General features: G+C 55.6%; 19 protein-coding genes. 14 read left to right on the top strand and 5 right to left on the bottom strand.

Features of this window, described 5'->3' with window-relative positions; all coding sequences use genetic code 11:
- Positions 1-18 precede the first annotated feature (18 nt).
- The 3 genes from BQ7114_RS07195 to BQ7114_RS07205 all read left to right on the top strand — a co-directional run bounded on the left by BQ7114_RS07195 (position 19) and on the right by BQ7114_RS07205 (position 3,218).
- Entirely contained in the window at positions 19-1,401 is a 1,383-nt protein-coding gene (locus tag BQ7114_RS07195; RefSeq protein ID WP_072343799.1) for an extracellular solute-binding protein, read from the top strand.
- Between the two features lie 163 nt (positions 1,402-1,564).
- Positions 1,565-2,569: a LacI family DNA-binding transcriptional regulator gene (locus BQ7114_RS07200; protein ID WP_143236827.1), complete on the top strand. Its 1,005-nt coding sequence runs from the start codon at positions 1,565-1,567 to the stop codon at positions 2,567-2,569.
- Positions 2,570-2,696: 127 nt separating this feature from the next.
- A complete protein-coding gene (locus tag BQ7114_RS07205; protein ID WP_072343803.1) occupies positions 2,697-3,218 on the top strand; it encodes a low molecular weight protein-tyrosine-phosphatase in 522 nt (173 codons plus the stop codon).
- Between the two features lie 92 nt (positions 3,219-3,310).
- On the opposite strand, the gene BQ7114_RS09030 is transcribed toward BQ7114_RS07205, so the two are convergent.
- The 4 genes from BQ7114_RS09030 to hrpA form a co-directional block, all read right to left on the bottom strand.
- Positions 3,311-3,634, bottom strand: a complete 324-nt coding sequence (locus BQ7114_RS09030; protein WP_230206003.1) for a PIN domain-containing protein — start codon at positions 3,632-3,634, stop codon at positions 3,311-3,313.
- Positions 3,635-3,936: 302 nt separating this feature from the next.
- Positions 3,937-4,761, bottom strand: coding sequence for an ImmA/IrrE family metallo-endopeptidase (locus BQ7114_RS07215; protein ID WP_072343807.1), 825 nt, complete (start codon positions 4,759-4,761; stop codon positions 3,937-3,939).
- Complete coding sequence (locus BQ7114_RS07220) at positions 4,758-5,099, bottom strand: helix-turn-helix domain-containing protein (protein WP_072343809.1); 342 nt, start codon at positions 5,097-5,099, stop codon at positions 4,758-4,760. The genes BQ7114_RS07215 and BQ7114_RS07220 overlap by 4 nt, the downstream gene beginning before the upstream one ends.
- 89 nt (positions 5,100-5,188) lie before the next feature.
- Positions 5,189-9,904 (bottom strand): ATP-dependent RNA helicase HrpA, encoded by a 4,716-nt coding sequence (hrpA, locus tag BQ7114_RS07225; protein ID WP_072343811.1) that lies wholly within the window; start codon positions 9,902-9,904, stop codon positions 5,189-5,191.
- A 285-nt stretch (positions 9,905-10,189) separates the two neighbouring features.
- Between hrpA and BQ7114_RS07230 the strand changes: the two genes are divergently transcribed.
- The 5 genes from BQ7114_RS07230 (at position 10,190) to BQ7114_RS07250 (ending at position 16,719) form a co-directional block, all read left to right on the top strand.
- Positions 10,190-11,821, top strand: coding sequence for a peptide ABC transporter substrate-binding protein (locus BQ7114_RS07230; RefSeq protein ID WP_072343813.1), 1,632 nt, complete (start codon positions 10,190-10,192; stop codon positions 11,819-11,821).
- 141 nt (positions 11,822-11,962) lie between these two features.
- Positions 11,963-12,889: an ABC transporter permease gene (locus BQ7114_RS07235; RefSeq protein WP_072343815.1), complete on the top strand. Its 927-nt coding sequence runs from the start codon at positions 11,963-11,965 to the stop codon at positions 12,887-12,889.
- Entirely contained in the window at positions 12,882-13,835 is a 954-nt protein-coding gene (locus BQ7114_RS07240) for an ABC transporter permease (RefSeq protein WP_072343817.1), read from the top strand. The genes BQ7114_RS07235 and BQ7114_RS07240 overlap by 8 nt, the downstream gene beginning before the upstream one ends.
- Before the next feature lie 17 nt (positions 13,836-13,852).
- On the top strand, positions 13,853-15,535 hold the full coding sequence (locus BQ7114_RS07245) for a dipeptide ABC transporter ATP-binding protein (RefSeq protein WP_072343819.1): 1,683 nt from the start codon (positions 13,853-13,855) through the stop codon (positions 15,533-15,535).
- A gap of 140 nt (positions 15,536-15,675) precedes the next feature.
- A complete protein-coding gene (locus BQ7114_RS07250) occupies positions 15,676-16,719 on the top strand; it encodes a PfkB family carbohydrate kinase (protein ID WP_072343821.1) in 1,044 nt (347 codons plus the stop codon).
- 33 nt (positions 16,720-16,752) lie between these two features.
- On the opposite strand, the gene BQ7114_RS07255 is transcribed toward BQ7114_RS07250, so the two are convergent.
- Positions 16,753-17,526 (bottom strand): alpha/beta hydrolase, encoded by a 774-nt coding sequence (locus BQ7114_RS07255; protein ID WP_072343823.1) that lies wholly within the window; start codon positions 17,524-17,526, stop codon positions 16,753-16,755.
- Positions 17,527-17,679: 153 nt separating this feature from the next.
- Here BQ7114_RS07255 and BQ7114_RS07260 point away from each other — a divergent pair, with 153 nt between their 5' ends.
- From BQ7114_RS07260 to BQ7114_RS07290, 6 genes are all read left to right on the top strand, one after another.
- Entirely contained in the window at positions 17,680-17,979 is a 300-nt protein-coding gene (locus BQ7114_RS07260) for a YtxH domain-containing protein (protein ID WP_072343825.1), read from the top strand.
- A 110-nt stretch (positions 17,980-18,089) separates the two neighbouring features.
- Positions 18,090-19,217: a VIT1/CCC1 transporter family protein gene (locus BQ7114_RS07265; protein ID WP_072343827.1), complete on the top strand. Its 1,128-nt coding sequence runs from the start codon at positions 18,090-18,092 to the stop codon at positions 19,215-19,217.
- Positions 19,218-19,238: 21 nt separating this feature from the next.
- Positions 19,239-19,922, top strand: coding sequence for an SOS response-associated peptidase (locus tag BQ7114_RS07270; RefSeq protein WP_072343829.1), 684 nt, complete (start codon positions 19,239-19,241; stop codon positions 19,920-19,922).
- Between the two features lie 348 nt (positions 19,923-20,270).
- Positions 20,271-21,248: a nucleoside hydrolase gene (locus BQ7114_RS07280; protein ID WP_072343833.1), complete on the top strand. Its 978-nt coding sequence runs from the start codon at positions 20,271-20,273 to the stop codon at positions 21,246-21,248.
- A gap of 4 nt (positions 21,249-21,252) precedes the next feature.
- Positions 21,253-22,353, top strand: coding sequence for a nucleoside 2-deoxyribosyltransferase (locus tag BQ7114_RS07285; protein ID WP_072343835.1), 1,101 nt, complete (start codon positions 21,253-21,255; stop codon positions 22,351-22,353).
- Positions 22,350-23,261, top strand: a complete 912-nt coding sequence (locus BQ7114_RS07290) for a carbohydrate kinase family protein (RefSeq protein WP_072343837.1) — start codon at positions 22,350-22,352, stop codon at positions 23,259-23,261. The genes BQ7114_RS07285 and BQ7114_RS07290 overlap by 4 nt, the downstream gene beginning before the upstream one ends.
- Positions 23,262-23,311 lie beyond the last annotated feature (50 nt).

Raw genomic sequence — 23,311 nt, forward strand, 5'->3', positions numbered from 1 at the left:
GAAAGATTGGAGAGAAAAATGAGGTTAAGGAAATTAGGTGTTCCAGCAATGATGCTGGGCGCTATTTCACTAGCTCTTACGGGTTGCGGCGTGAGTGGCTCGGGAGGATCCGGAGGCGAATCCGGATCCAGCGAGGACATGCTCCAGAAAATCGCAGAGGTTTCAGACGATGACCTTCAGGGCACCACGATAACCTTGGCGCGGTTCTTTGGAGATTGTAACGAAACCACCAACGGCGTTACAGACATGGATAAGGCGACCACAGAATGTGAAGCTATCCAGATCCTGACCAATAAGTTCGAAGCTGAAAATGCTTGGGGGATCAAGGTCGAACGGCTGGGTGGATCCTCCTGGCACTCGTATTACGACGGGTTGAATACAGCGCTGGCTAGTTCGGAGAAGCCAGATATCGCCGTAATGCACGGATCGAATCTGCCTGAGTATGCAGATAGGGACCTACTCATGGAGGTTCCCGAGTCTATTGGTGTTGACACCTCGGATTACACCGACCCGGCATCTGCAGCGGTTGAGTACGACGGTAAGCAATACGCGCTTCCCTTTGATTCGCACGCAACGGTTTCTCACCTGAACATGGATATTCTTCGCGAGGCAGGTTTGGCCGCAGATGGCGAAGTTTACAAGGTTCCAACAGACCCGAAGGTATTCCTCGAGCATGCTCAGATTGTGAAAGACAAGACCGGGAAGAATTACCTGGATGTCGCAATGACTGCTGATCCGATGGCTTCGCGCTTGTGGGAGGCATTCATCTATCAGCAAGGTGGAACGCTTTTGGATCCGCAGAGCGGTGAAGTAAACATGAACAGTGAGGAAGCTGTAACCTCTCTCGAACTCGTCAACAAGCTAGTTGATGGAGGATTTACCGCGAAGACTCACGACTATGATGCTTCCATGCAGGCCTTCCTGCGCGGGGAGTCGGCCATCATGTACAACGGCTCGTGGGCAGTCAATCAGTTTGAAGCTGAGACGCCTTTTGATTACGAAGTAGCTGACGCGCCGATGCTATTTGATAAGCCTGCAACTTGGGCGAACTCGCACGTCTGGACGGTTCCCGTTCAGGAACAAGGTGATCCTGTAAAGTATCGGGCTGCATTTGAGCTTGCTAAGTTCTACTACGAAAACACTGGAGTCTGGGGTATTAAGACGGGGCACATGCCTGCAAGTAACACTGCTTTGAACTCGGAAGAGTACCTCGCTGCTCCGCACCGCGAGCAGTATCTCGAAACTGCAAAGGCATACGGTACATTGCCTCCACGTGTTGTTGAGTGGTCTGCCATTGATTCATCTATCCAGGAGACCATCGAAGCTACCTGGCTGAATGATGCTGACATTAAAACGACGCTAGATGAGCTTCAGACAGCTATTGAGGGAATCCTCAAGTAAATCGAAAGCTATCTGTCCACCAACGTAGGGTGCCTACCGGTTTGAATCGGTGGGCGCCCTACGTTTAAGTCGCAATATGGGGATCGCGGGCACTATCTGTAAACTTGCATTTGATTCTTGTTTTGACGTTTTAATATTTTCAAAATAGCGATGGAGTTAGGGCTTGCGACCACCAAACATGCAAGACGTTGCGGCGCTTGCCGGCGTTTCGCAAAGAACTGTTTCAAACGTTGTTAATGACTACGTGCATGTTTCTGACCAGACTCGCAAGAAGGTGCAGGACGCCATTCAGGAACTCGGTTACAGGCCAAATATCGCTGCTCAAAGACTTCGGTCTGGACGTACCGGTATGATCGCGCTGGCTGTACCAAACATTTCTTGGCCATATTTTGGGGAACTAGCACACCTCATTCAAAGAGAAGCTCAAAAGTACGACCAAACTCTGCTCATCACCGAGACCGAAGGCATGCGAGATCGGGAACTTAAATCCCTTGAAGGTTTCCGACCAGACGTAGTTGATGGAGTGATCTATTCCCCGATCGTTCTCACGGGGGAAGAGCTACCCAAGATTGATGTGCCGCTCGTTTTACTGGGCGAAAAGATCTCTGATGTTGGCGTCCCTCACTTCGCAGTTGATGGAGAAGCAGCCGGCAAGGCGATCACAGAACACCTATTGGAGCGCGGGGCGAGAAGATTCGTTGTTGTAGGTTCCTCTGAAACAGTGATGACAATTGGGCCAGGCCCTCAACGCCGACGCGGTATTGAAAAAGCGCTTGAAGAAAAGGGGCTGAGCCTGACCTCAGATTGCGTGGTGGAATCTCCGTGGACATACGAGGGCGCGCACGGCGCTCTAACATCCTGGCTCACTACTCATGACTTGCCGGATGCGATCATCGCCCTCAATGACCTTGCAGCGGCGGGCTCAGTGCGAGCATTGGCCGATATCGGCGCGCATGTGCCAGGCGATGTGATGGTTACAGGCTGGGACGACACGGACGTGGCGTCCTACACTCTTCCATCTCTAACCGCAATCAGTCCGGACAAGGTTGCTATAGCCAGACAGTCTGTGAAGGCACTCATGGAACTGATTGAACTCGGGAACACCGATTGCGGTGAGGAACGAGTTGATTTTGAACTCGTAGTCAGGGAATCTTCGACGCGGCGCTAAGGCCTACAGATCGTGCAAAAGCCCGGGTGCAGTGCATGCTGCTCCTGCTCGATGCCGGCACCTATTGGCGACCTAACGCATTCAACCGCGGTTTTCGCTTTCTCGCTACGTTGATAGGCTGAGCCCCATGACGTTTCGAGTACTTTTTGTTTGCACCGGAAACATTTGCCGATCCGCCATGGCCGAGGTTGTGCTAAATCAGCACTTTGAAGCCGCTGGACTCGATGCCGTAGCTACCTCTGTTGGCATTTCTGACGAGGAACACGGCAACCCCATTGACTACCGCGCCCAGCGCACTCTAAAAGCCGCTGGCTATGATATCCCCAATCACTTCGCCAGGCAGATCACGGCGCAAGACCTAAAAGATTGCGACCTTGTTCTCGCAATGACGTCAAACCACTATGCGGCTGTCGAACGGCTGGCTACGCGCACCCATATTGATGTGATCGAAAACCCGCAGGTTGGCGACCAGCGTTCAACTGATCTGCGCATGTTCCGCGCAATGGATCCCGCGCTTGCCGGCGCGCGCAGGCGAGAACTTGACGTTCCCGACCCTTGGTATGGCACACAACAAGACTTTGAGAACACCCTCGACGTTATCGAATCCGTTGCCGACTACATCGTGGAGCACGCGCGCGAGGCGCTATGAGAGTTCGGACAGGGCGAGCGATAGACGACTCGTACGACCTGGACATCTAAATGGATGCCCCTGTACGCAATTTTCGTATACCAATGCAAGTATTACTTCAATTTCCAAAGATGCGGATGAGTTAGACCGGTTTCTTTGACTTCCTTTGGCAATGCCTCGTCCAGTGAGGCCATTCGCTTATAACGCTTCAAAAACTCCGTCTTTGATTCGAAGGCGCCATTTTGGATAGCCCATCGCAACAACGTCAACGTGTCCGCGTGAGATATGCTACCGCTTGAGTCATAAATCCCTCGCGATTGTTGCTCTCTCAAAATAGCGGATTGCCTCTCGATCATGCGAATACCGGCCCCATCATCGCAGACAATCAGTACTTGCTCGCCAGAACGGGCTGCCAAAACACCATGAAGTATCGCCATGGTTTCGCCCCTGTCCTTGGTTTGAGAATACATGTCACTAAACTCCAGGCCGAAAACAGCTAGACAACACTCGCGCATTTCTGCAGTAGGTTCGTCTGATAGTACACGCCGGAACCTGTCCGGAAAGCTCCTCCATACGTCTGCCGCCCTTGCAAACTGCCTACGTCTTTTCGGTGTGTCAAAAATTTCGTACTCCACTGCGGCAGGAACACAAATTTTATTATGGCCAAGTGCTGCTAGCAGCTGGGGTGTGCAATCCGTAGTGAGGAACTTAAAAATAGGACCCGTGTCGAGAATATGCATTATTCGGCATTACCCATCAGGGCTTTGAGCTCCTCCGCGGTCAATCGTGCCCCCGAATCTGTTGGAGCCTCAGCCGCAGTAAAGCGTGCGTTTCCAGGAATAATCTCCTCTGTTTGCAAGCGTTCAGAAACCGCTGAAACGTTGCTTTCGCCAGAAAGGCGAGCAATAGCGGCTGCAGAAACAGCACCCCACCTATAGCCTTCCATCGTTCGAGCGAGAATATCCTGAGGAGGACGGGCCGTAGATGATTCCAATGCCTGCACCTCATACTCGGATGGCCACCCGTAACGAGTCGACAGCAGGCTACCAGAAAGGCTCTTCCACTCCTCAAATGTAGAACTGTTTATCAAGCCCAAATCCCGCATTTGGATGGCGGCCATATGAGCAGAAACCCCAAAAGTCTGCACCAAATCTGATAGTAGCCGTTCCGAAACTTGCCTTCCATCAGCAAACTTCTCTACTGCCGCTAAAGGCAATAAGAAATGGCGAGCAAAAGCATCAGCCTGAATCTCTCTTGAATCTCGCTCCCCTATTTCCTGATCATGAAGATAACGATCAACGCTTTGAAGGACGACGTGACCTAACTCGTGGGCAAGCGTAGAACGCATTCGCAAAGGATGCGGAGTGCATCCCGCGGCAATAAGAGTGCGTAGCCCATCGCTCATAGTCATTCCATGGCCGGGTTCCGCCCCCTGAACGTAGGCAACCCCTATGCCGAGTTCATTCTCAATAAGTCGAGCCAAATTCCCGACAGGGCGCGTACCTAATCCAAGCTTCTCACGGTACTCCTCGGCTGCTTCTCGTCCGATTCGCTCGTTACTCATCGTGTCTCCGGTACGCCAAGCTCATCCAAGCGACGAGCCAACCCAAGCGCGTAGATCATGTACGCAGTCAATGCCGCAGAGCCATCACTATCGGTTCGTCCCGCGTAAACAACGTCCTCGGCAACGGTACTTGTTCCATACAGGTCAGCCGGCAACACGCCACACGCATCGGCAAGAACCGCAACCTCAACGGGTGAGGTTTCGCGCTGTCCCGCTTCAATGCGATGAATCGTCGGTTGGGAAATGCCCGAAGCTCCCGCCAAATCGCGCTGGGTCATGCCAACAGCATTACGAGCTTCAACAAGCCGTTGCCCAACAGAATTAGAATTACGCAACATGATGAATCAAAACCTCCCGCTTCTGATTCTAGCGGAACGAGGTGCGAAATAGTAGACTCGAAAATCGCGCGTGAAGAGGGCGAAACCTGCTAGCCATTCAAAGTGGCGTGTAGGCGCTTCAGTGACACCTTTCTTGAGGTTCCAAGTTCCTGAGCGAACAGGGATACGCGAAGCTCCTCCACCAACCACAGGGCCTCATTCAGCTGCGCAGCTCGGGCCACCTCGTGAGCTGGAAGCGCCGCCCGGGCGGATGCCAACGCCGCCTCGACGTCCTTAACGGAGCGCCACAGCCCCCCATCGCGCGCAAGTACGCTCGCGGACTGTGATGTCTTCTCTACCCGCAACCGGTCAGCCTTCACAAACCGTGCCACGTGCTGCAACCACTCAAAAGGTACGCGCGTTAAGAATCCTTCAAACACCAAGCTATTCGAATGCTCGCGCACATCCGCCAGCACCCTGACCATCGCCGGCGAGGACACCGAACGAACCGCCCGGTCAAGCTCGCCAAACTCGGCGAACGCCTCCACGGCCCAACCCAAAATCAGATAGGTGCGATCCTCAATCCGATCCTGCACCCACCTGGCCAATGCCTCAAACTGGGCCTTGGAACGTACCTGCACCGCAGGAGTCTCATACTCATCAATCAGTGACGTCACAGCTGCTAACTGTGCGTCCGCCACCAAGCTTTCCGTATCCGGGTATGGCCCGCTAGCTAGAATGAGCGCCTCCCGGCCCGTCCAGCGTGTGGACACCCGAGCCGTTGCCAAGCGTGTGTGTGCCAGAACCAGGCGAGCCAGGCCCTCCCGGTGGCTCGCATCGGCCTGTGTTCGCTCCGCAATAACTCGCACACCAGCGGACGGCTCAGACGCTGACCCCTGCGGCACCAACGCCGGGAATGCCCGAACAGAAAGCCCTGCCTGCGTGCGCGCATCCACGCTGAGGGGCAAAGCGCCTCCCTCAACAACGGGCCAATCCGACAAGCCATCCAATTCTGGGACCGACGCGAAAACACCTGGCGTCGGTTGGTCTGCCGAAGCAGGCGTACCCTCCGACGCGCGCCCCTTCGGGGATGCCTGCACTCCCGCAAACGCCTTTTTTGTGCGCTTAGACGGTTCTGACTTTGCGCCCGACTCCTTCATCGCCTGATCCAAAGCCTCACGCATTGCCGAACGAACCGCCTTTTGCGATTGTCCGCTCAACTGCTTTTGCAACCACGTCAGATCTTCGCCAGAGCGCAACTCGCGCCCCTGCGCATTGACCACAACGAACATAGGCGTGACATGCGAGGGCAGCGTTAAGTCGTCCCATGTTTCACGTGGAACATCGACGCCCTTAACTGCGTCGGTAGCGCGTATAAACGCATCAAAATAGTGGGGGAGGAACTCGCCAGCTCGAGTACCCGGAATCCGTTTCACCTGCTGTTTATCTTGATTTTCGAGGCCGCTCTGCGGCTGTTCGGGCGAAATCGACTGCTGGTTCTGCGTTTGCTGATCCGTGGGGGATACTGGTTTGGGCTTAGATTCTGGAGCCGTTTGTGACTGCGAGTAAGGGCACGCGGACGCCTGCTTCATCTTCGCAATCGACTTTAGATTCGCTGTGCCCGACTTTGAAGCCCAGGCGGCAAGCCTGCCAAGCGAAGCTTCAAGCGAACGAGGGTCCACCTCGTCCTCGCTCGCAGACTCCGGCGAGCTCGCGGCAGACACAGTTGAACCTGACGAGTTGTCACTCGAAGCGGAAACCCGCTCGTCCGGGTTTACCTGCCCAGATGAGGGGCTCGAGGCGTCCTCGGACATCCAAATGTTGTGCTTGATCCAAGCGGCGAGCTCGCGTGCAACATCGGGCGCGGGCACAAGCTGGGCACGCAACTGCTTAGGCAAAGCGCGGATAGTGGCCGTGAGCAGCTCTTCCAGCATTCCCGGAACCAGCCACTCAAAGCCCGCGTCATGCAGGCGCGGCAACACCGCTACAGGCACCCGAATCGTTAGTCCATCGCGGGGTGATCCCGGATCGAACTCGTAATGTAGCGGCAAAGTGATGTCACCTTGATGCCACTTAGCCGGATAGCCGCGCTGATCCACCTCGCGCACACCCGGAAGCACATCCGTGCGCTCCATTTCCAGCAAACGCTTATCGCGCTGACGGCGCCACCACGCATCAAAATGTGCAGCCGACATGATTTCACGCGGCACTCGCTCGTCATAAAACGCGAAAATCGCGTCATCGGACACCCTGCCGCCCTGACGCAACTTCTTTTCCGCCTCATGAATCTTTGCCAGTAGCTCACTGTTCTTGCGAACAAACTTGTGGTGAGCATTCCACTCACCATCCACGAGGGCGTGCTGGATAAACATTTCACGAGCAACCTGCTGGGGCGATCCACCCAACTCGCCGCCGGTAACTCCGGCCCGGGCCGCAATCGAGGTGGCGTTCGTTGGCGCCTCCACCTTCGCTCCATGCGGCACGTTTGCGAGTAGCAGGGGCCGATCCGCTACCAGAGTGAGGCCGTACAGCATCACCTTCTCGCGAACCATCGCCGCCCCCATCTTGGAGGACCAGTACGGCTGCGAATACGAATGCTTCAGCAAACGCTTGGCTGACTTCTCAACCCACTCGGGCTGGATCTTCGCGACCGTGCGAGCGAACAGACGTGACGTCTCTACCAGTTCCGCAGCCATCACCCAGTCATAGTGTTTGCGCGCCAAACCAGAGCCCGGCCACACCACGAACCGGGTTCCACGCGCCCCCTGATAGTCCTGACTAGCCTGGTCCCACGAACCCAAGTTAGACAGCAAACCAACCAGTAGCGCCCTGTGGATCTGCTCGCTGTTACGGCCGGATGTGCGCGCGGTCAGCGCCGTGGTTGCGCGTGCCGCAGCATCAACCGTTCCGCCCTCGCGCTCTTGATCGCGAACCTCTTTGCGTGACGGAATCTGGAGCGTATCCACTTTCAAACCGAGGGGACGCGCCAGATCGCGCAACTGGCCAGCGACGTCCTGCCACTCACGCCAACGCAAGAAGTGCAGGAACTCGCGCCTGCACATCTTTCTAAACTGCGTTCCCGAAAGCTCACGCGACTGCAAACGCAAATACCGCCACAGTGACAGGTAAGTGATGAAATCAGACTCCGGATCCAAGAAGCGCTCATGCGCCCTATCCGCATCCTCTTTGAACTGCTCCGGGCGCTCGCGGACATCTTGCATGGATAGTGCGGCAACAATAATCAAAACTTCCGAGGCCACGCCTTCTCGATCCGCTTCGATCAGCATTCGCCCCAGACGCGGATCGATAGGCAGGCGAGCCAACTGGCGTCCAACACGAGTAAGTCGCAGGGGATCACTAGGGGAACGCCTGGTTACCGCTCCAATTTCTTCTAGCAGACCGACACCATCACGCACGGCTTTAGAGGCAGGTGCATCCAGGAACGGAAAGTCCTCTACCGCGCCGAGCCCTAGCGAAATCATCTGCAAAATAACGGAGGCCAGCGATGTGCGTAGAATCTCCGGTTCCGTGTAGCGCGGCCGCGCCTCAAAATCTGCCTGCGAGTAAAGGCGAATCGCCACACCATCGCTCACGCGTCCGCATCGGCCCGAACGTTGGTTCGCAGAAGCCTGCGACACCGGTTCGATGGGCAGCCGCTGCACCTTAGTGCGGTTCGAATACCGCGAAATACGGGCCAAACCTGGGTCCACCACGTAGCGGATTCCCGGCACGGTCAGCGATGTTTCTGCAACGTTGGTGGCCAGCACAACTCGCCTGCGTGGGTGCGGCTTGAAAATGCGCTGCTGTTCCGGGGCTGACAGGCGCGAATACAGGGGGAGCACTTCCACCCCGTTGGCCGGACTCTTGTCGGTTGCATCGCCGGCGTGGATATAGCGCGGCCCCAGCGAATCTGAGAGCGCGTGCGTGGCGTCGCGAATATCGCGCTCGCCGGCCAAAAACACGAGGATGTCACCCGGCCCCTCATCGATAAGCTCCTCAACGGCTTCGCATATGCCCGTTAGGTAATCAATGTCCTCACCCATGCCGTATCCGAGCAGGGCGAGCGGCGCATCCGCGTCTTCTAACACTAGGCCCTTAACTGACACGGGGGCGTTGTCCTCATCCGTGATATTCGAGGGAGGATCGGACTGCTCCAGCGGGCGATAGCGGATTTCCACAGGGTAGGTACGGCCCGACACTTCCACAACCGGAACGGGCTTGCCTAGCGCTTTTGCAAAATGATCTGCAAACCTGTCCGAATCGATCGTTGCGGACGTGATGATTACCTTCAAATCTGGACGCTTCGGCAACAGACGCGTCAGGTAGCCAATCAGGAAGTCGATGTTTAGAGAACGCTCGTGCGCCTCATCAATAATTATCGTGTCGTACTTATCCAAGTTCGGGTCATTTTGCACTTCGGCTAGCAAAATGCCGTCCGTCATTAGCTTTACGAGGGTGGTGGGGCCAACTTCGTCCGTGAAACGCACCTGGTAACCAACCACGTCACCGGGCCGCTTGCCCACTTTGGTGCCCAGCTCATCAGCGATCCGGTCCGCAACTGTTCGAGCTGCCAACCTGCGCGGCTGGGTGTGCCCGATCATTCCTCTAATGCCGCGGCCCAGTTGCAGGCAAATTTTGGGAAGCTGCGTGGTCTTGCCCGAGCCTGTCTCACCCGAGACAATCACTACCTGGTGGTTTTCGATGGCCTGCGCAATATCTTCGCGCCTGGTCGACACGGGAAGTTCTTCTGGGAATGCTATTACCGGCAACGCCGCTGCGCGACCTGCCAGTTCTTCGCTGGAGAACCCAGATTTTCTTCCCTTCATGCTTCTATCCTAAAGAAAATCGCCAGAACACAAGCATTTGGAGCGTCTCGCTATCTGGAATATGTGTTTTGAAATAGTAAGTGTATGTCACAAAAATCTACGGGCGACAAAAATCATAATCCCCCACATATAGCGCAAAAGTGCCATTTTGGTTTCGAAATGCTAACAATAAAGCGTCTCAGACTTAGAACGCTTAGATTTCAAAAAATTTGCTCCTGCTAAAGTTCAACGCAAATGAAGCGCGACATTTCGCCCTTCATCGTTATCCGATTTTACGGAGGAAAAATGAAACGTTCATACCTGCGCCTAGTCGCTCCCTTTGCGGTTGCGGCACTTGCGCTGACCGCCTGCTCTGGCGGTTCCGGTGGTGGCGCGAGCGCGCCCGAGGGTGAGTCCGGTGGCGGTGTTGTTGTAGCAAACGGCTCCGAACCGCAGAACCCGCTCATCCCGACCAACACCAACGAAACCGGTGGCGGCAAGATTGTTGACCTGATCTACGCTGGCCTCGTCTACTACGACGCAGCCGGTGCCGTACAGAACGAACTCGCTGAATCGATCGAGACTGAAGATTCTCAGAACTACACGATCAAGATTAAGGAAGGCCAGACCTTCTCTGACGGTTCCCCCGTCACTGCTAAGTCGTTCGTTGACGCGTGGAACCAGGGCGTAGCGCAGTCGCACCTTTCCTCCTACTTCTTCGAGCCCATCAAGGGCTTCCCGGAGGGTGGCGAGGCCCCCGCTGACTTCGCCGGCCTAGAGGGTCTAAAGGTTGTTGACGACCAAACGTTCACCGTTGAGCTTTCGCAGCCTGAGGCTGACTTCCCGCTGCGCCTGGGCTACTCCGCGTTCTACCCGCTTCCTGAAGCGGGTATTGGCGACGCCGACGCGGTTGCAGCATTCGGTGGAGCACCGGTTGGTAACGGCCCCTACCTGCTAGAGTCCGGTGACGACTGGAAGCACAACGAGTCGATCATGCTGAAGCCGAACCCGAAGTACGACGGTCCGCGCAAGGCTCAGAACGGCGGCGTTGAGATCAAGTTCTACGCCCAGCAGGACGCGGCATACAACGACCTCCTCGGTGGAAACTTGGACGTTCTCGACGCGGTGCCTGACTCGGCATTCTCCAGCTTCGAGAGCGAACTTGGCGACCGCGCTGTAAACCAGCCGTCCGCTATCTTCCAGTCCTTCACCATCCCGGAGCGCCTCCCGCACTTCAGCGGCGAAGAAGGTAACCTGCGTCGTCAGGCAATCTCCATGGCAATCAACCGCGAAGAGATCACCGACACCATCTTCCAGGGCACTCGTAGCCCGGCACACGACTACACCTCGCCGGTAATCGACGGTTACAACGAGAAGGTTGAAGGCAACGAGGTTCTGAACTTCGACCCGGAGAAGGCCAAGGAACTGTGGGCCAAGGCTGACGCAATCTCGGCGTGGGATGGCTCCCTCGAACTCGCCTACAACGCTGACGGTGGCCACCAGGCATGGGTAGACGCAACCATGAACTCCATCAAGAACGTGCTCGGTATCGACGCGAAGGGCGCCCCGTACCCCGACTTCAAGTCGCTACGTGACGAGGTAACCAACCGCACGATCAAGACCGCGTTCCGTACCGGCTGGCAGGCCGACTACCCGGGTCTTGGTAACTTCCTCGCCCCGCTGTACGCCACGGGAGCTGGTTCGAATGACGGTGACTACTCCTCGGCAGACTTCGACGGCCTCCTCAAGCAGGCAGCTGGCGCCAAGTCGGTTGAAGAGTCCAACGAGCTGTACCTAAAGGCTCAGACGGTCCTCTTCAAGGATCTACCGGCAATCCCGCTCTGGTACGCCAACGTGACCGGCGGTTCGACCGAAGCTGTAGATAACGTAGAGTTTGGGTGGAACTCAGTCCCGCTTTACTACCAGATCACCAAGTGATTACTCGAATATAAGGTAGCGTAGGCTCGGAGGGTTTCCCTCCGGGCCTCGCTCCTGTGAGTGCAGGGCTCGCAACTGTGAGACCATAAACTCACAACTAATAAATAAAAACTGCGTAAGCAGTTACCCAAGGAGACCACAATGATCCGATATATCGGACGTAGACTCCTGCAGCTAATACCCGTCTTCATAGGCGCAACGCTGCTTATCTACGCGTTAGTGTTCCTCATGCCCGGTGACCCAATCCAGGCTCTCGGTGGCGACCGCGGCCTACCACCGGCAGTGGCGGAACAAATGAGGGCGCGCTATAACCTCGACAAGCCATTCCTCGTCCAATACCTGCTTTATCTAAAAGGTATTTTCACACTCGACTTCGGCACCACATTCTCTGGCCGTGAAGTCACCGACGTGATGGCCGGCGCATTCCCTGTAACCATCAAGCTCGCCCTAATGGCACTTGCATTTGAAGCAATCTTCGGCATTGGTTTTGGCCTCATCGCCGGCATGCGTCGCGGCGGCATCTTCGATGGCACCGTTCTTGTGGTCTCCCTATTTGTTATCGCAGTGCCCACGTTCGTTATCGGCTTCGTCCTCCAGTTCCTCATAGGTGTGAGACTTGGGTGGGCGCCAACGACGGTTGGTGGAAACACCACGTTTGAAGCCCTTCTTATGCCGGCAATCGTGCTCGGCGCCGTGTCTTTCGCTTACGTACTTCGCCTAACCAGGCAGTCCGTATCTGAAACCATGTCATCCGACCACGTGCGCACCGCATACGCCAAGGGTCTCTCCCGCGGCAAGGTGATTCAAAACCACGTGCTGCGCAACTCGCTTATTCCAGTTGCAACATTCCTAGGCGCCGACCTCGGAGCCCTCATGGGCGGCGCAATCGTTACCGAAGGTATCTTCGCTATCAACGGCGTAGGCGGCAACATGTACCAGGCCATCATCAAGGGCGAGCCTGCAACCGTCGTGTCATTCACGACCGTCCTTGTGATCGTCTACATCATCGCCAACCTGCTAGTAGACCTGCTATACGCAGCTCTGGATCCGAGGATTCGCTATGAGTAATCAAACTACCTACCGAAAAGGCCAGGAACACTTCGTCTCACCCGTAGACGAAACTGGCCTGGGGGCCGTTGACGCCGTAGCAGACGACTCCGCGCCCTCGTCCATGTGGGGAGAAGCCTGGAAGAACCTGCGCAAACGCCCCCTATTCTGGGTTTCAGCCGCAATCATTGCTGTGGCTCTGCTGCTGGCCGCATTCCCCAGCCTGTTCACCTCAATGGACCCGAACTTCTGCGAACTCTCGCGCTCCATGGAGGCTCCATCTGGCGGCCACCCATTCGGCTTCGACAGGCAAGGCTGTGACATCTACGCACGCACTATCTACGGTGCTCGCGCATCTGTAACCGTTGGTGTATTCACCACGATTGCCGTGACCATCATGGGAGCCGCATTCGGCTCGCTGGCCGGATACTTTGGCGGCTGGCTCGACTCGCTACTCTCGCGCATCACCGACGTCGTGTTCGCCATTCCGTTCCTGCTCGCCGCAATCGTGGTAATGCAGATGTTCCGCTCTCACCGTGCAACCTGGACCGTGGTTCTTGTCCTCGCAATCTTTGGATGGCCACAAATTGCGCGCATCACGCGCGGCGCGGTCATGAGCGTTAAGAACGAAGAATACGTGTCTGCAGCTAAGGCGCTAGGTGAATCCAAGTGGACCATCCTCATGCGCCACATCCTGCCGAACTCTGCGGCACCCATCATCGTTTACGCAACCGTAGCGCTCGGCACGTTTATCGTTGCTGAAGCAACCCTCTCATTCCTGGGTGTGGGCCTACCACCAGACATCGTCTCGTGGGGCGGCGACATCAACAAGGCGCAGGTTGCGCTACGTACCCAGCCATCCGTGCTGTTCTACCCCGCAGGTGCTCTAGCACTGACCGTGCTCAGCTTCATCATGATGGGTGACGTGGTACGCGACGCTCTCGACCCGAAGTCACGAGAGAGGTAAACGAAGTGGAAAACGAGATGAACACTGACGTCGAGCCCCTGCTCGAAATCAAAGACCTCGAGGTCGCTTTCCAATCTTCCACGGGCATGGTTCCCGCAGTGCGGAAAGCCAACCTCACCATCTACCCCGGCCAGTCCGTTGCCATCGTAGGAGAATCCGGCTCCGGTAAATCCACTACCGCGCACGCCATCATCAACCTCCTGCCCGGCACCGGCAAGATCGTGGGTGGCTCCATCAAATTCCGTGGTGAAGAACTCACCACCAAGAGCCGTAAAGAGATGGAACGTATTCGCGGACGCCACATCGGCCTCGTTCCGCAAGATCCCATGTCTAACCTAAACCCCGTTTGGAAGATCGGCTTCCAAGTTCGCGAAGCCCTCAAGGCCAACAACGTGGTTAAAGGCTCGCAAATGCACCAGCGAGTCAATGAACTCCTCGCTGAAGCCGGGTTGCCCGACACCGAACGCGTTGCGAAACAGTATCCGCACGAGTTCTCTGGCGGCATGCGTCAACGCGCCCTCATCGCCATCGGCCTGGCTGCTCGTCCCGAGCTGCTCATCGCAGATGAGCCGACCTCGGCCCTTGACGTGACCGTGCAGCGGCTCATCTTGGACCACATGGAGACGCTCACTCACGAGCTTGGCACCGCGATGCTGTTCATTACGCACGACCTGGGCCTGGCCGTTGAACGCGCTGAACACCTCGTTGTTATGCACCGCGGCCGCATCGTGGAGTCGGGGCCTGCCATGCAGATCCTGCAACGTCCGCAGCACCCCTACACCAAGAGGCTGGTTGCCGCTGCTCCCTCGCTAGCCACCGCGCGTATCATGACCGCGCACCAGGCTGGCATTCAGGTGACCGAAGAGGAACTGCTGGGCGCAGGTAAGGGCGCGACCTCAACTGAAGCTGCGGTTGAAGTTAAGAACCTGGTGAAGACCTTCCCGATTCGCGGCAAGCGCGGACAGACTTTCAAGGCGCTTGACGACGTGTCATTCACGCTGCGCAAGGGCACAACTCTAGGTGTTGTAGGCGAATCCGGTTCTGGTAAGTCCACTGCGGCGAACATCATTCTGGGTCTGCTCGAGCAAGACTCTGGTGACGTAATTTTTGAGGGCGAAAACGTTTCCGAGCTTTCTAAGAAGGAACGCTTCGCTATGCGCCGCAACCTGCAGGTGGTATTCCAAAACCCGTACGGCTCCCTGGACCCCATGTACTCGATTTACCGTGCGGTTGAAGAACCCATGCGCGTACATAACTGGGGAACCAAGAAGGAGCGCGAGGAGCGCGTAGCCCAACTACTCGACATGGTTGCCCTCCCTCGCTCTGCGATGAGGCGCTATCCCAACGAACTGTCCGGCGGTCAACGCCAGCGCGTAGCTATTGCTCGCGCACTCGCGCTACGCCCGCACGTCCTCGTTCTTGACGAGGCCGTATCTGCGCTGGACGTGCTGGTGCAAGACCAAATCCTGCACCTGCTAAACGACATTCAAGCCGAAATGGAACTGTCCTACCTGTTCATCACCCACGACCTCGCGGTTGTCCGTCAGATTGCTGACGATGTGGTGGTAATGCAACACGGCAAGGTAGTTGAAACCGGTGACACGGATTCGATCTTCGACAACCCGAACACCGGCTACACGCGCAACCTGATTGACTCGATCCCCGGCAAGAGCATCGAACTGGGAATCGCTGACGACTAACGCGTTCCAACTCGACAACGATCGCCGCTGGTAGCCCAAGCTGCCAGCGGCGATACTAATTCGCTTTCAAGCAGGGGCGGATCGCGCCTTTGAGTGAACGCGAGAAGCACCATTGATAACGCAAATGAGATACTTAAACCATGTACGGACTTTTCGCTGGGATCACCACACTCGACGTTGCCCAACTAACCGCGGGTACAGTGCGCGAGAATCAAAAAGTAACCTCACTTGATCAGATCCTCGCTGCGGGCGGGCCCGCAACCAACGCGGCCGTTGCGTTCTCTCACCTCACCCGCGCAGCAACCCGTGCCGCGAGCGCGAGCGACCTCAATCGGGGTGCGAATCCGGGAGGAGCGATGGCCTCCCTCCTCGTTTCCGCAATCGGTGAAGGCCCTGCCGCGCACCTCATTCTTGAAGACCTTGAAGTCCAGGAAGTGGCTTTGGTGGACTGTACCGATTACGAGGCTGAGGCGCCCGAAACCACTGGCAAGCTAGATCTGACCCCCAGCGTGTCCGCGATCCTCATCAACGCGCAAAACAATGCGCGCACCGTTGCCTCCACCAACACGCGCCTGCCACTAAAGCCCGAAATCGCGTTGGAAACCCTAGAAGCCATGGGCCAGCCGCAGGTTGTGCTTGTTGACGGCCACAATCCCGATCTGGCGATGGCTGTCCTCACCAGTGGCGCCCATGAAGATGGGGAACCGTTCGCGGCGCAAGAATACAAGCCTGAATACCTGCGCATCCTTGACGGCGGATCTTGGAAACCGTGGCTACCCACAATGCTGGGATACATAGACGTGGCCATCATCTCCGCAGACTTCCTGCCACCCGGATGCGTGAACTTCGATGACACGGTGGCCTTCCTCAAAGGCTTTGGCATTGAACGCGTAGTGCGCACAGCCGGACCAGACCCCGTGCAATGGGCCTGGCTCGGCAAAACCGGGACTGTTACCCCTCCTGCAGTTGATGCCATCGACACTCTTGCAGCCGGCGACACGTTCCACGGAGCCTTCGCGTGGGGATGCGCTCACGGTCTCTTAAATCGAGAAACAACCGACCCGTCTGCGCTCATCGACTTTTCCAACCGCATCGCATCGCTCAGCACCACCAGCTTTGGAACGAGGGCGTGGCTAGGAGACCTCGAAAATCTAGAAGCAGAAACCGCGCGCGTACTTTCATAAAATGCGCGAGGGGCGGGCAGAAGCCGGATTGAGTTAGCCTACGCGAACCGGAACGTGGTGGCTGGCCCACTTCACCGACATGTCGCGAAGCGTATCTACGCCCTCGTTTGCGCCAAAACGGGCCTCCCGCACGACCTCAACGCGAGAACCGCCCGGCAGGCGCGCAAACTCTTCCTGAGCCATCTCAACTAAGCCCAGTTGTTCATCGTCCGCGTCGTAAATGGCCAGGATCGGGACAGGCAAGTCGTCTAGCAAATCGTCTGCCTCATTCATCGACAGATCAATCAACGTCTGCTTCGAAATCACAAAAAACTCGCGCTTCGAATACGTATCGTCGGGAATCTGCGCGCGGCCGGAGCGCTCCAAATCATCCAACTGTGTGGACGAAAAAATCTGATCCCACTCAAACGACAGTGGGCCTGTAATCATGCCGGTGAGAAGCATCGCTTTAGCGGCCTGCGGGCGGGCTTTCAAAGCCACTAGAGTGCCAAATGAATGCGCGTGCAAAATCTGGCGTTCAAAACCCTGCGCGCGAAGCCACGCCGAAGCCGAATGTAAATCCTCAACCTGGCTGGCCAGCGTAATCACGTCATCATCGGAATCGCCGCAACCAGAAAAATCGAACTCCAAAGTTGCATAACCTGCGCCCCGGTACGCTGCTGACAAGCGGTCGAAGTGCTCCCCTGAATGCCTATCAGCCAAGAACGAGTGCGCAAACAAAACCGCAGCGTCCGTCGAATCAACAGGGTCCACAAACGTGCCCGCAAGCCGAACTCCGCGGGGCGTCGTAATCTGTACCTCTGTCACAACCTAAGCCTAAGCGAAAACCATGGATAAAGCGCTCCTAAATCCCGGCTTGTTCAAAACCGCAAGCAACGCCACCTCGAAACACTTCCAGCAAGTGCACACCCACCGTCTGGCCCGGTAAACTAGCTAAGAAACATGCAATAAGGAGGAGCCTTGGGCGCAAAATTCGGATTCATTGTAGGAGCCGGCCTTGGGTACGTGCTAGGCACGCGCGCAGGACGCGAACGCTACGAGAAAATCAAGATGCAAGCATCTAAAATCAGGCAAAGTCCGCTGGTAGCTGAGCGTATGGACCAGGCCTCTGAAAAAGTCTCCGAAGCCCTTAAAAAGGGCGGAGCAGCAGCCACTGACAAGCTCGTTGGAGTAGTCAAAGAGCGCGTCTTCGGTGAACCCCAAGACCAGTACGTTGACGTCACTGTCGTAGAAGTTGATGACATAGACACAGAAGAATAACGAGGCGAGGGCGGTAATACCGCCCTCGTAGCATTTCAACAGTCTTTAGAACAGCCCCACACTGCCCTTCGTAGCACTGGGGTGCAAAGTTCGGTGCGAGGAACAATCACATGACACCTGGCAATCAGCCGACCGAGGAACAAATCAAACGCTGGCGCAAATACCTTGCCGATGAGCAAATGGAACGCCAAACCTATTTGAACCTAGCGCAGCGACGCACCGGGGAAGAAGCCGCCATTCTGCAAGCGCTTGCCGACGCCGAAACGCGACACATTGAGCACTGGAGCTCACTCCTTGGCGAGCACGCACATCCCGCCCCCAAGCCCACGCTCTACTCGCGGATCCTCGCTCGGTTTGCCGCAACGTTCGGCTCCATCTTTATCCTCGCCCTCGCCCAACGCGCAGAACAGCGCCAGTCTTACGACGTTGACCAAGACGCCACCGACGCGATGGCTGCCGACGAGCACATTCACGGTGAGGTTGTGCGCGGCCTCGCCGCCCGCTCACGTGCTCGCATTGCTGGCACGTTCCGTGCCGCAGTGTTTGGAGCCAACGACGGCCTGGTATCAAACCTTGCCCTCATCCTCGGTATTGCCGCCACCGGTGTTCCAAACAGCATGGTCATCACAACCGGTATTGCCGGTCTGCTAGCTGGTGCCCTCTCAATGGCGGCAGGCGAATACATTTCCGTCACCTCTCAACGCGAACTACTAGAGGCCTCGGACCCGTCCACCGACGCGCCCGTGCAGGTTTCTAAACTCAACGTGCAACAAAACGAACTGGAGCTCGTCTTCCGCGCTCGCGGCGACACCGCTGAGGAATCTGAAGAACACGCACGCATCATCTTCGACGCGCTCAACCGTCCGGCCTCGGAAATGACCACCAGCTCTATCATCACGCCCCGCTCCCTGCTATCGTCCAAGGAACGTCACCTTGACCCGTCCGAATCGCACGCGGAAATCGGACACCCGTGGGGCGCAGCCGCATCCTCATTCCTGTTCTTTGCAATCGGAGCTCTGGTGCCACTGCTGCCGTTCCTGTTTGGCGCTAGTGGAAACCTGGGCATCCTGCTGTCTGCGATCGTGGTTGGTGTGGTCCTCATGTTCACAGGCGGTGTAGTGGGCGTGCTCTCGGGCAAACCGCCGGTGAAGCGCGCGATTCGCCAGCTCCTCATCGGCTATGGGGCCGCGGCCGTCACCTATACGCTGGGCCTCATGTTTGGCGCCAACGGAATCTAGCGCGCTGGTTTAGGAGGATCTATGTGCGGTCGCTACGTACTTTGGACGCCTGCGGAAGAACTCACGGCCATCTTTGGCACTGACTTTTGTGTAGGCGAAGTTACTCCCACGTACAACGCTGCCCCCTCCCAACAACTACCCATCGTGTTTGAAAGATACGAGGAGGAGCCTGGGCGGGTGCTACGGCGCATGCAAACCCACCAGTGGGGGCTGGTGCCTTCCTGGGCGCGCGACGCCAGCCGCCCCATGATTAACGCGCGCGCGGAAAGCCTGGTGGACAAACCCTCATTCAAAGCCGCTGCGCGCCGGCGCCGGTGCCTCGTGCCCGCCAACGGCTACTACGAGTGGCAGGCCGGCGCTGGCGGCAAGCAACCCTGGTTCCTGTCCGCGGGGGAGGGGGACCCGGTGATGGGATTTGCCGGAATTTATGAGGCATGGCAAGGCCCTCGAGACCAGTGGCTGCTGACCTTCGCGATTGTTACGCGTAGCGCGCCCGATGCGCTGGGGCATATTCATGATCGCTCGCCTGTGGTTGTGCCGCCTGACATGTGGAATGAGTGGCTTGATCCTGCTACCGAGACTGATTCTGAGATTCGCCACCTGATCGATGCGATTTCGAGCCCCGTCCTCGTGCCTCGAAAAGTAGGCAAGGCCGTTGGCAACGTGCGCAACAATGACCCGAGTTTGATCCAAGAGGTGGAATGAATCCTTACCTTCATGAGGTGTCTGTCCGCTCATAACGCGGATAAACATGAAATTAATGTCGCTGTTGCTGGTATGCGAATCTCCCTGAATGAGGCCGAGTAGTTTTGTCGTTTGCAGGGTCGGATACTCGTTTAGGAGAAATTGTGCTGGGTGTGTTCGGTAGTGCCTTGTAGATGGGTATGTGGTACCGAGATAAGGAGGATAAGGAAAAGGGCGAAGTCGTGAAACAGGGGTATGGGGGAGTTGACTTTGTAATCAGGGGTATGAAATGTCGTACAAATTCAAAAGGTATTGACGATAATACAACCAAACGACTATGGTTGATTTCATACTGCAGAGGGAGCTTCGATGTTTGAAAACGTGATTCCGAATAGGGTCATTCTCGACTGTGATCCGGGTATGGACGATTCCATGGCCATTGTCATGGCTGAAAAATCGCCGACCATAGATCTGTTAGGGGTGGTTTCGTCTCACGGAAACTACCCGATTGAAGTGACCACGATTAATGCGCTGAAGACGCTAGAGATGCTTGGAGCGGGCGACGTGCCAGTGGCTAAGGGACACGGGAAGCCGCTAATGCGTCTTTCACCGTCGGACCCTTTCTCGCACGGAGATGATGGACAAGCGAACAACAATTTGCCTGTACCAAGTAGGAAGGTGCTTAACGTGCCTTCTTCGAAGTTTATTGTCGACAAAGTCAATTCTTTCCCTGGGGAAATCACGTACATAGTCACCGGCCCCATGACAAACCTGGCTGCAGCAATAATTGCTTACCCCGAACTGCCGAAGAAACTTCGTAGAGTCGTTGCGATTTCGGGCGCGTTTGCCTTAAACGCAGCTGCTTATGCTAACGCCACGGGCGACACCCCTCAGTCCGAGTGGAACGTTTACGTTGACCCCGAGGCAGCTAAGATAGTCTATGAATCGGTAGAGAACTTATATGCGATAGGTCTTGACGTCGCTACGCACTTCGATGTCGATTTTTCTGCTGACCAGCTCAACAGCCTTAAAGGGTCTAGACGACCCGAAGCCCAGTTTTTGAGCACCGCGGTGGACTTTGTTACCAATCGTGGTTACGGAGCGTATTGCACCATCATCGACTGTATGGCGATCGCATCCGTCCTGGAGCCTGACATCATAGAGTTCTTCGAAGGCCATGTCGGTATTGAAACGATGTCGGAACTTTGCAGAGGAATGACTGTTCTAGACTCTCGTCACCACCATGTGTGGGAACACCTCCCTATCGTGCGCATTGCAAGGACCGCCGATTATGGCAGGTTCTTGAATCTCGTTACTGCGACCGTGTTACAAGGCGAAGGGGTGTGAATCGATGGATTTTCGCGTTCTGACAGAGATAAATTCTGATGAATGTGTCTATATCGCAGGGCCGGAGGTGTTTTACTATACCGGTGTAAAGAAGTGGGCTCACATGCGACTGCAGGCAGAAGCTCAAGGGTTCATGGTTGCGATGCCCAATGACACGCAGATTCTGACCAACGTCGAGGACGACCCTCACGGCTTTGCAGACGAGATTTTCGCAAACTGTGCTCGCTCAATAAATCGAACAACAGCGTTAATTGTAGATCTAGAAGATTTTCGAGGCCCGGTGCCTGACGGGGGATCTATTTTCGAGCTAGGCATGGCATACGCGCGAGGAGCACGATGCTACGCATTCTCTCGTGATTGCCGTCCAGCAGCCGAAAAAGATTATCATTCAAAATTCGTCGATGGACGTATTTTTGACGCATCTGATCTTGAACACCCTCATCCTTTTCTTCCCTTCTCGGCTAATGTGCTAGGTGCGGCAAAATTGATAGAGGGAACTTTTTCCGATTCTCTGAAACAATTTCAAAGTGATCTAAATTGGTCACGTATTCACGGTGAAAAGCTCCGTCTCAATGAAGAGGCTCGCGGCATAGAGCTAAATCCGAAGGGTCGCCCAAAAAAGGTCTACATCTCTACCGCACAAAGATTTGCATCGAACAACGTAGCGATCTTCGCAGAATTAGAATCAATTTGCTCGCAACGCGGATTGGAATTGATTACCGCACTCCCCGATCGAGAATCGGCGGACCCGATGGAAAGAGCTGGGAATGATTTCAGGGCGAATATTAGAGCACTTTCTGAAGCAGACCTGGTTATCCTCGATTTGAATGATTATCTCGGACTGGAACCAAATCCTGATGTTGCGTTCGAGGCGGGATATGCGTATCAAAGTGGTAAGTATGTACGCGGATTTATGTCTGATACAAGGGATATGTTGGATCGAGTTCCCCATCATGGCGTGGAACTAGACCAGCGAGATGTAGTTGGGCGTGATGTCGAATTCTACGAGTACCCACTGAATCTAATGTTCGCCAGCTCTATGCCGATCCTTCAGGGAGAGATGAAGGAAGCGGTGGCAGCGGTCTTAAATGAGTTTGTGGAATGAGCTCTCAACTGGCCATTTTTTCGCATATTGCCATTGATGCGGTTAGACTTCCCGGTTCAAAAGGTATTGCCGAAACCGTCGGTGGCGCTGGCGCTTATGCTGCTGTAGGGGCCGCACTAGCGTCCACAGGCGGCGGGGATCCGTTGCTTGTTGCTGGGGTTGGAGAGACACAACGCTCATTTTTTGAAAAATGGTGTTGCGACCGGGGAATTGCAAGCGGCGCTCTGTTTCGTGTGCCATATTCAGTTCCTATCACTCTAGTTGAGTACCGAGATGAACAAAATAGGCGAGAGATTCCTCTTCTCGGTCTTAAACACTTTGAAGACGCGACGCCTTTGCCGAATCGTGTTACAGACGCACAATTTGACGATGTAACTTATGCATTTGTCTTCCATGATGAAGATCCAGAATTTTGGAGACAAATGCGAGACTGGAGCGAAAGAGCAGGTGTAAAGGTTGGTTGGGAGCTGTCTCTCGACGCGTGCAAGAGCTCAAAGTTAGCAGCTGTTAAAGATATTTCCTCCGGGTGTGAAGTGATTTTTCTGAACTTGGAGGAATCAGAACTCCTACTGGGTACGCACGATGAGGAACAGATTTCCAAAGCATTTTCAGAGTTTGAAACTACTGTGGTGCTGCATGATGCCTCGCAGCCAGTGCGAGTTTGGAGTCACGGAGAATATTTCGAAGTGCCGGTTGTGCGAGGTATTAATGCAATTGATCCCACAGGGGGAGGGAACTCTTTTTGTGGCGCCATCTTAGAGAGACTGAAAACAGGCGATGATCTAAGAGTAGCCGTTGAATATGGATGTGCTGTGGCTGCATTCGTTGTTAGTGTGCGCGGAGTTCCAGTGAATGACTCCGAAAACGTGAAATGTATACGTGCGATGCGTGCGACTTTGACGCAATGATGAGATTAATGCGTGCTGTAACCATTCTGAAATGTTAAAAGGCTAGACAG

It is taken from the genome of Actinomyces urinae (assembly GCF_900119695.1).
Taxonomy (GTDB): domain Bacteria; phylum Actinomycetota; class Actinomycetes; order Actinomycetales; family Actinomycetaceae; genus Gleimia; species Gleimia urinae.

Bases quoted from the DNA above. Each gene is read 5' to 3' on its own strand.
- hrpA (WP_072343811.1), bottom strand. From the start codon at position 9,904: ATGAAGGGAAGAAAATCTGGGTTCTCCAGCGAAGAACTGGCAGGTCGC.
- BQ7114_RS07285 (WP_072343835.1), top strand. From the start codon at position 21,253: ATGGATTTTCGCGTTCTGACAGAGATAAATTCTGATGAATGTGTCTAT.
- BQ7114_RS09030 (WP_230206003.1), bottom strand. From the start codon at position 3,634: ATGGCGATACTTCATGGTGTTTTGGCAGCCCGTTCTGGCGAGCAAGTA.
- BQ7114_RS07265 (WP_072343827.1), top strand. From the start codon at position 18,090: ATGACACCTGGCAATCAGCCGACCGAGGAACAAATCAAACGCTGGCGC.
- BQ7114_RS07290 (WP_072343837.1), top strand. From the start codon at position 22,350: ATGAGCTCTCAACTGGCCATTTTTTCGCATATTGCCATTGATGCGGTT.
- BQ7114_RS07270 (WP_072343829.1), top strand. From the start codon at position 19,239: ATGTGCGGTCGCTACGTACTTTGGACGCCTGCGGAAGAACTCACGGCC.
- BQ7114_RS07215 (WP_072343807.1), bottom strand. From the start codon at position 4,761: ATGAGTAACGAGCGAATCGGACGAGAAGCAGCCGAGGAGTACCGTGAG.
- BQ7114_RS07250 (WP_072343821.1), top strand. From the start codon at position 15,676: ATGTACGGACTTTTCGCTGGGATCACCACACTCGACGTTGCCCAACTA.
- BQ7114_RS07240 (WP_072343817.1), top strand. From the start codon at position 12,882: ATGAGTAATCAAACTACCTACCGAAAAGGCCAGGAACACTTCGTCTCA.
- BQ7114_RS07220 (WP_072343809.1), bottom strand. From the start codon at position 5,099: ATGTTGCGTAATTCTAATTCTGTTGGGCAACGGCTTGTTGAAGCTCGT.
- BQ7114_RS07230 (WP_072343813.1), top strand. From the start codon at position 10,190: ATGAAACGTTCATACCTGCGCCTAGTCGCTCCCTTTGCGGTTGCGGCA.
- BQ7114_RS07205 (WP_072343803.1), top strand. From the start codon at position 2,697: ATGACGTTTCGAGTACTTTTTGTTTGCACCGGAAACATTTGCCGATCC.
- BQ7114_RS07245 (WP_072343819.1), top strand. From the start codon at position 13,853: ATGAACACTGACGTCGAGCCCCTGCTCGAAATCAAAGACCTCGAGGTC.
- BQ7114_RS07235 (WP_072343815.1), top strand. From the start codon at position 11,963: ATGATCCGATATATCGGACGTAGACTCCTGCAGCTAATACCCGTCTTC.
- BQ7114_RS07195 (WP_072343799.1), top strand. From the start codon at position 19: ATGAGGTTAAGGAAATTAGGTGTTCCAGCAATGATGCTGGGCGCTATT.
- BQ7114_RS07280 (WP_072343833.1), top strand. From the start codon at position 20,271: ATGTTTGAAAACGTGATTCCGAATAGGGTCATTCTCGACTGTGATCCG.